Genomic DNA, 7,494 nt, shown 5'->3' on the forward strand with positions numbered 1-7,494 from the left:
CCCATGACGCACCCGGACGGCCGCGCCGAGGACTTCCGGCCCACGCACGTCGTGCCGCAGCAGGGGCTGCCCGCCTGGGAGGGCCCCGACGCGTCCCGGCCCACCGAACCGCTGGACCCCTTCCTGCCCGTGCGGCTGCTCTCCCGGCGCGGCGACTGGGGGCAGGTCCTGTGCGCCAACGGCTGGTCGGCCTGGGTGGACGGCCGACTGCTGGTCGCCGTACCGCAGCCGCCGCCCACCGCCGGGGGCCGCCCGACCGGCCGCGCCGAGGACCCGCGGCCCCTGCTCGCACGGGCCGCCGACGCGCTGGACCGCTACCGGCGGGGCGTCGACTCCCTGGCCGCGGGGACGAGCGGCCCCGAGGCCTTCCGGCGGTCCGTCCGGGGGCTGCGCGCCGGGCTGGTGATCGACGGGGAGTCGGTCTGGCTGTACGAGGAGGCCACCGGGCGCTGGCTCTACGGGGACGGCACCCGGCTGGCGACGTACGCGGTGGCCACCGGCCCCGGACCCGGCCCCGGCGCGCGGCCCGGAGCGGAACGGGCGCCGGCGGCGGAGCCGGAGCCGGAGGCGGCCGGCACCGATGCCGCGGCGGGGCACGCGCCGACCCGCATCGCCGACGTTCCCGGGGGCGGGGAGCGGTGACGGGAGACGACCCGGTCGCGGGCCGCCCCTCGGACCTGCGCGGGAGGCGGATCGCCGGGTACGAGGTGGAGACCGAGATCGGGCGCGGCGGCATGGCCGTCGTCTACCGCGCCAGGGATCTGCGCCTGGACCGGACGGTCGCGCTGAAACTCCTCGCGCCCGAACTGGCGCGCAACGACAGCTTCCGGCAGCGCTTCGCCCACGAGTCGAAGGTGGCGGCCGCCATCGACCACCCGCACATCGTGCCGGTCTTCGAGGCGGGGGAGACGGACGGCCTGCTGTACATCGCCATGCGGTACGTGGCCGGACAGGACCTGCGGGCGCTGCTGGACCGGACCGGGCCGCTGCCGGTGGAGATGGTCGCGCGGATCGCCGGCCAGGTGGCGTCGGCACTGGACGCCGCGCACGCCCACGACCTGGTCCACCGGGACGTGAAACCGGGAAACGTGCTGGTCGCGGAGGGAACCGACAGCGAGCACCCGGAGCACGTGTACCTCACCGACTTCGGGCTGACGAAGAAGTCCCTGTCGCTGACCGGCTTCACGAGCGTCGGACAGTTCGTGGGGACCCTGGACTACGTGGCACCGGAGCAGATCTCCGGGAAGCCGGTGGACGGCCGGTGCGACGTCTACGGCCTGGGGTGCGTCGTGTACGAAATGCTGGTGGGCGGCCCGCCGTTCCAGCGGGACGACGACATGGCCCTGCTCTGGGCCCACCAGTACGACCCGCCGCCCCCCGCGTCCTCCCGGCAGCCGGGGCTGACCGGAGCGGTGGACGAGGTGCTGGCGCGGGCGCTGGCCAAGGCGCCCGACGACCGCTGGGGCAGCTGCCTGGAATTCACCGGCGCACTGCGGCGGGCGGGCGCCGGGTCCCGTCCGCCCGCCCGGACGGCCGGCGCGCCGGACCCGGCGGGGCAACCGGGGCCGCCCCCGCCGCCCTGGGCGGCGCCGGTGTTCCGCGGGCCGGGCTGACCCCCCGGTCCGACGTGGTCCGACGTGGTGACCTTGCCGGGGCGTCGGCGGGCGACGTGGTGCCGATCAGAGCGGAGGGCGGCCGGAGCGGTCGGGCAGGGGCTCCTCCACCAGGCCCCGGCGGTGCAGGGGGCGGGCGAGCAGGGCGCCGAGGAATCCCGCCGCCGCACCCCAGAGCAGGGCCAGACCCACCGTGCGCCACAGGACCGGCGTGAGCCGCACCGTGCCGCCGAGGCCGTCCACGTCCCCGATGCCCAGCAGGGAGAGCCCGAACTGCGCCTGCACCCGCGCCAGCAGGCACACCGCCAGCGTGCCCAGGGCCAGTGCGACACCCAGGTGCAGGGCGTGCTGCCAGGGGCGGACACCGGCGGGGGACCGTACCGCCGCCAGTACGCCCGCGCCCGGCAGCAGGACCGCCGCCACCGCCACCAGCCACCACGCCCGGGGGTCCCGCTCGGCAAGCGAGGCCACGTCCACCACGGAGACGTCCGCGCCGCGCAGCACCTGGTCCAGGACGTGCGGCGCCGGCAGCCCGAAGGGCCCCTCTGCCCTGCCCTCCCATGCCCCGCCGAAGCCGAGGGTGAGCGCCGGCCAGGCCAGGTTGGGCAGGCCGAGCAGGACCACGGCCAGGGTCTGCGCGGCGTGGCCGCGGGTCGCGGCCACCACCAGCCCGACGCCGAGGCCCAGGACGACGTACGCGAGGAGCAGCGCCACCGTGGCGAAGGCGGCCGGCCGCACCGCCGTGTGGAAGCGGACCAGCCCGGCAGGGAGCGGCGCGCGGCGGGAGACCAGCAGGCAGACCAGCAAAAGGCCCAGTATCCACAGCAGGCCGGACAGGAGCGTGGCGGGAAGGTCCGCGCGGAAGCCCACCGTCGGCGCCGAGTCGAGGAGTTCGCCGATCTCGCCGATGGGCGAGTCGCCGGTGGAGATCCCGAAGCTCTGGCGGGCCAGAAGTGCGGTGAGGGCGAGGGCGAGCAGCCACAGGAGGACCAACCGCCCGGCACGGGACAGCAGTTCGCGGTGGCTCGCCACGGCCCGGTTGCGCAGCGGACGCAGGAAGAGGTATCCCGCGCTGAGGGCTCCGGCCACGCTCACGGAGAGCGGCAGCACGGACAGGCTCGCGTCGGCGTCCGCCAGGAAACCGGCACCGCCCGACACCTCGACCGAGCCGCCGGCCGCCATCACGACGACGGCCGCCACGACACGGGGGAACGCGCCGCCCGGCAGATCGGCGGCCCCGGCGCAGGCCAGCCCGGCCGCGCCGACCGCGGTCATCACCGCGAAGGCCGCGACGACGGCCACGAGCGCGCCGCGCCACGCCCGTGCGGAAGAACCCCCGGTCAGTGCTGCCTTCGACGTACGGCTCACCCTGCAACCGTAGGCGGCCCCGGCTTGCGGGCACCACCGGGAGGGCGCACACAATGGTCCGCAGGGAACTCCTCCGCCTGGGAAGAAGAACCCGTGAGCACTCAGCCCTCCGGCCAGCCGCCACCCCCGTCCGAGCGACCGACCGGCCCGCCGTCCGGCCCGCTCTCGGCGGGGCGCCAGGGCCCGCCGCCACCGCCGCCGTCCGCACCGCCGGGAACAACCGGCGGTGCGGACGGTCCCGGCGGACCGGGCAGGGGGCCGTGGTGGCGTTCCGTGCCGCGGCTGGCCACCGCCCTGGTGGCCGTGGCGGCCGTCGTGGCCCTGGTCGTGGTGCTGACCCGCCCGAGCGGCACCTCCCCCAAGGCCGGCGGCGAGGTGTTCCTCCAGCCGGCGGCCGCCTCCGGCCCGGACCCCTTCACCGAGTCCACCGCCACCACGCCGGCCCAGCCCCCTCCACAGAGCCCGCCGCCCCCGCCCACCGGCCGCACCACGGGCCCCGGGGCGACCGCGGGCACCGCCACCCCCAGCGTCAGCGGGTCCTCGCCGGGCCTCTACGGCGGCACCCGGTCCGTGGCCAGCTGCGATGTCGAGAAGCAGATCACGGTCCTCGCCGCCCAGCCCGCGAAGAACACCGCCTTCGCCTCGGCCCTCGGCATCCGGCCCGCAGCGGTCCCCGGGTACCTCCGCTCGCTCACCCCCGTACAGCTGCGCTTCGACACGCGGGTCACGAACCACGGCTACCGCGAGGGCCGGGCGACCGCCTACCAAGCCGTCCTGCAGGCCGGTACGGCCGTCCTCGTCGACGACCGCGGGGTGCCCCGCGTGCGCTGCGCATGCGGGAACCCGCTGGCGGCGCCCGTGCCCCTGGAAGCCGACCCCAAGCGCTTCGGTCAGGCCTGGAGCGGGTACCGGCCGGCGCAGGTGATCGTCATCGCGCCCTCGGTGACGGTCGTGAACAAGATCGTCATCTACGACCACGAGGACCGCCGCTGGTACGAGCGGGACCGCGGGCCGAAACCGCAGGCCGACAAGCCGGTCGCGCCGCCGGTGTTCCCGACCCCGAAGGACCGGACACCGCCGGCCACCACCTCCCCGCCGGACACCGGCACCCGCACCCCGCCGGACACCGGCACGCCGACGGACGCCGACACCGCCACCGACACGCCGACGGACGCCGACACGACCACGGGGACGTGGACGCCGACGGACGCCGACACCGCCACCGGCACGCCCGATGACGGCCTCACCGGCACCCCCACGGACTCCGAATCCGAGACGGCCCCCGGGACGGCCAGCGACCCGGCCACCCCCGAGGACGGCGCCACGGACACCTCGACGGCCACGGACTCGCGGGCGCCGGGGCTGACCGACCGCAGTGGGACGACACCGAGCGGATCGCGGACGCCCGCGACGCCGTCCGCCCCCGGCACGGACAAGGCGCCCTGAGCGCCCTGAGGACTCCCTCCGCTCTCCCGGCGCGGCCTCATCGCACAATCCGTTTGCCGCCGCCCCGTCAGGCCGGATAGGAAGTCCGCATGCTTAGAGGCAGCACGGTCGGGCTCAGGGCCCGGCACGAGGACGACATCCCGATCCTGCGGACCGAACTCTACGACGACGTGGTCAACGGCTCGCGGGCCGAAAGCGGCCCGTGGCGGCCGATCACGCCCGGCTCGGAGGACGCCCGGCTCGTCGTGGACGACGAGGACCAGGCTCGCGTCCCCTTCTCCGTGGTGGCGCTGGACGACGGCACGCTGGTCGGCAGTGCGTCGCTGTGGGGCATCGACAACCACAACCGGTCCGCGCACATCGGGCTCGGGCTGCTGCCCTCCTCCCGCGGCAAGGGATACGGCACCGATGTGGTCGCGATCCTGTGCCACTACGGCTTCGCCGTGCGCGGCCTGCAGCGGCTGCAGATCGAGACGCTGTCGGACAACCCCGCGATGCTGCGCGCCGCCGAGCGCAACGGCTTCGTACGCGAGGGCGTCACGCGCTCTTCGGCCTGGGTGTTGGGCGAGTTCCTGGACGAGGTGCTGCTCGGGCTCCTGGCGCAGGACTGGAAGCAGGACCCGAGGGGCGCGGCCGGCGCCTGACCGTCGTAGGCGGGCCGCCCGCCCGGCCCTGACTGCCGTCGCCCAGCCGCCCGCGGGGACACCGGCGGGCGGGGGTGAGACCCTGGCTACATGGGCCACAGGGGAGAGAACCCCGAGGTCGACTGGCCCGCGCGGCCGGACACGAGCCTCGCGCTCAACCGCATGGGGACCTTCGACTGGGACCTCGACAGCGGGCGGATGCACCTTGATCCGACCGCTCTCGAGGTCCTCGACCTGCGCCCCGACGAGTTCCCCGGCACTCCCGAGGGGCTGCGCCTGCGCATTCCCCCCGCCGAGGAGGCCCGGCTCGACGCCAGGGTCGCGCAGGTGCTGAAGGACGGCCGCAGCCACTACGGGGCCTACGTCCGCAGCCGCAGCCGGGACGGCTCACCGGCCTGGACCCACATCCAGGGCCACGTCCTGCGCGACCGGGCCGGCCGCCCGTACCGCGTCATCGGGATACTCCGCGACGCCGCCCACGACCCGGGCGATCCCGGCGCCGCCGGCCAGCGGGACGAGGGTCGCCGGCGGATGACGGGCGTGGTCGAGCGGACCACCGCCATCCTCGCCCACGCCCGCACCGTCAACGACGTGACCGACATCCTCAAGGACCCGGAGGCCCTCGGCCACCTCGGCGCGGTCAGCGTCATGCTGGGCGTGGTCGACGGCGGCCGCATCCACCTGGTCGCGGAGGGACAGCTCGGCTCGTACGTGCCCGAGATCGAGTACACGCGCGTGGACGCGCAGTTCCCGATGAGCGAGGCCGTACGGACCATGCAGCCGGTCCTCCTCGCCTCGCGGGAGGAGTTCCAGCTGCGCTACCCCCTGCTGTGGCCGTACATCGAGCCGCTGGCCGTCCGCAGCGGCGTCTACCTCCCGCTGATCGCGCAGGGCCGCCCGATCGGAGCGCTCGGCCTCCTCTACACCCGGGACGGCGACTTCACCGGCGAGGAGCGCAACCTCCTGATGGCGCTCGGCAGCGGCATCGCGCAGAGCCTGCAGCGCGCCATCCTCTACGAACAGGAACACGACCTCGCCGAGGGGCTCCAGCGGGCCATGCTGCCGCGCCGCATCCCGCACGTGCCGGGCGCGCGGATCGCCGTACGCTACCGCTCCGCCCGGATGGGACGGGAGGTCGGCGGAGACTGGTACGACGTGATCCCGCTCGGCGCGGGCCGGGTCGGAGTCATGATCGGCGACGTCGAGGGGCACGACACGGACGCGGCCGCGGTGATGGGGCAGCTGCGCATCGTGCTGCGCGCCTACATCACCGAAGGGCACACCCCCGGCGCGGCGATGGAGCGGGCCTCGGCCTTCCTGCGCGAGCTGGAGACGGAGCGGTTCGCCACCTGTACCTACGTCGAGGTGGACCTGGTCAGCGGGATGCTCGGCATGGTCCGCGCCGGCCACCTCGACCCCGTCGTGCGGCGCGGCGACGGCAGCTGCCACCGCATCCGGGTCGCGGGCGGGCTCCCGCTCGGCCTGCCGCGCCGCGAAGGGCCGGCGAACGGCTCCGGCTACCCGGTCACCAGCCTCGAACTCCACCCCGGAGACACCCTGCTGCTCTGCACGGACGGGCTGACCGAGCGGCCCGGCGCGGACCCGGACACGGGCATGCGGGAGCTCATGGAAGCGGTCCGCGCCGGCCCGGCGGACGTGGAGGAACTCGCCGACGTGCTCTGCGACCTGGTCGGGGACTCGGGTGGCGGCGACGACATGGCGCTGCTCGTGCTGCGCCGGCGCGGCACCCCCGAGGCCCGCGGCGGAGGCCCCCTGCACCACGGCCTGGAGGCGGGCGACACGGACGCTCCGGCGGCGGTCCGCCACCTGATCCGGGCCGCCGTGGCCGCCTGGGGCGCGGGGGAACGGGCGGATGAGATCGAGCTGGCGGCGGACGAGCTGATGACCAACGCCCTGGTCCACACCGACGGCGGCGCCCAGGTGGGGCTGCGGCTGACGGCGCAGGGGCGGATACGGATCGAGGTCGAGGACTCCAGCAGCGCCCTGCCGAGGCCGCGCGACGCGGGGGACTGGGAGGAATCGGGCCGCGGCCTCCTGCTGGTGGACCGGCTCGCGGACGAGTGGGGCGTGGAACCGCGGGGCGGCGGCAAGCGCGTGTGGTGCGAGTTCGCCGTCACCGCCCCGGAGCCGGCCGGGACCACCGCGGAGCCTGCGGTCGTGCCCGCGGTGCCGGGCGGGACTGCCGGGGTGTCGGGCGACTGTCCCGCCGGTATGCCCGCGTAGCTGTGCCCGACCAGCACGACGTCCGGCAGGTCGAGGCGCTCGACCTCGTCGACGATGTCCTGGCTCTGTGCCACGCCCGGGCGTCGGCACAGGTCCTGTCGTCAAAGTCCCGCCTGGCCCGCGGCGCCCGGCACCGCACCTCGCCGCGTTGTCGGGGCGCCCGAGTACGTCCAGTACTC

General features: G+C 75.7%; 6 protein-coding genes and 1 pseudogene. 5 read left to right on the forward strand and 2 right to left on the reverse strand.

Features of this window, described 5'->3' with window-relative positions; all coding sequences use genetic code 11:
• Window positions 1-3: 3 nt before the first annotated feature.
• Window positions 4-642 (forward strand): hypothetical protein, encoded by a 639-nt coding sequence (locus tag ACFWU6_RS11595; RefSeq protein WP_383980573.1) that lies wholly within the window; start codon window positions 4-6, stop codon window positions 640-642.
• A complete protein-coding gene (locus tag ACFWU6_RS11600) occupies window positions 639-1,613 on the forward strand; it encodes a serine/threonine-protein kinase (protein ID WP_383980575.1) in 975 nt (324 codons plus the stop codon). Before ACFWU6_RS11595 ends, ACFWU6_RS11600 begins: the two co-directional genes overlap by 4 nt.
• A gap of 66 nt (window positions 1,614-1,679) precedes the next feature.
• Here ACFWU6_RS11600 and ACFWU6_RS11605 read toward each other — a convergent pair whose 3' ends face one another.
• The gene (locus tag ACFWU6_RS11605; RefSeq protein ID WP_383980577.1) at window positions 1,680-2,981 is read right to left on the reverse strand and encodes a streptophobe family protein; all 1,302 of its coding nucleotides are present in this window, start codon (window positions 2,979-2,981) and stop codon (window positions 1,680-1,682) included.
• 273 nt (window positions 2,982-3,254) lie between these two features.
• Between ACFWU6_RS11605 and ACFWU6_RS11610 the strand changes: the two genes are divergently transcribed.
• From ACFWU6_RS11610 to ACFWU6_RS11620, 3 genes are all read left to right on the forward strand, one after another.
• A complete protein-coding gene (locus tag ACFWU6_RS11610) occupies window positions 3,255-4,427 on the forward strand; it encodes a DUF6777 domain-containing protein (protein WP_383980579.1) in 1,173 nt (390 codons plus the stop codon).
• Window positions 4,428-4,516: 89 nt separating this feature from the next.
• Window positions 4,517-5,071: a GNAT family N-acetyltransferase gene (locus ACFWU6_RS11615; RefSeq protein WP_383980581.1), complete on the forward strand. Its 555-nt coding sequence runs from the start codon at window positions 4,517-4,519 to the stop codon at window positions 5,069-5,071.
• A 90-nt stretch (window positions 5,072-5,161) separates the two neighbouring features.
• A complete protein-coding gene (locus ACFWU6_RS11620) occupies window positions 5,162-7,315 on the forward strand; it encodes a SpoIIE family protein phosphatase (protein ID WP_383980583.1) in 2,154 nt (717 codons plus the stop codon).
• On the opposite strand, the pseudogene ACFWU6_RS11625 reads toward ACFWU6_RS11620, so the two are convergent.
• Window positions 7,282-7,377, reverse strand: a pseudogene (locus ACFWU6_RS11625) (alpha/beta hydrolase); the annotation flags it as partial. The gene ACFWU6_RS11620 and the pseudogene ACFWU6_RS11625 sit on opposite strands and share 34 nt — an antisense overlap.
• Window positions 7,378-7,494 lie beyond the last annotated feature (117 nt).

Source organism: Streptomyces sp. NPDC058674 (genome assembly GCF_042716505.1).
GTDB lineage: Bacteria > Actinomycetota > Actinomycetes > Streptomycetales > Streptomycetaceae > Streptomyces.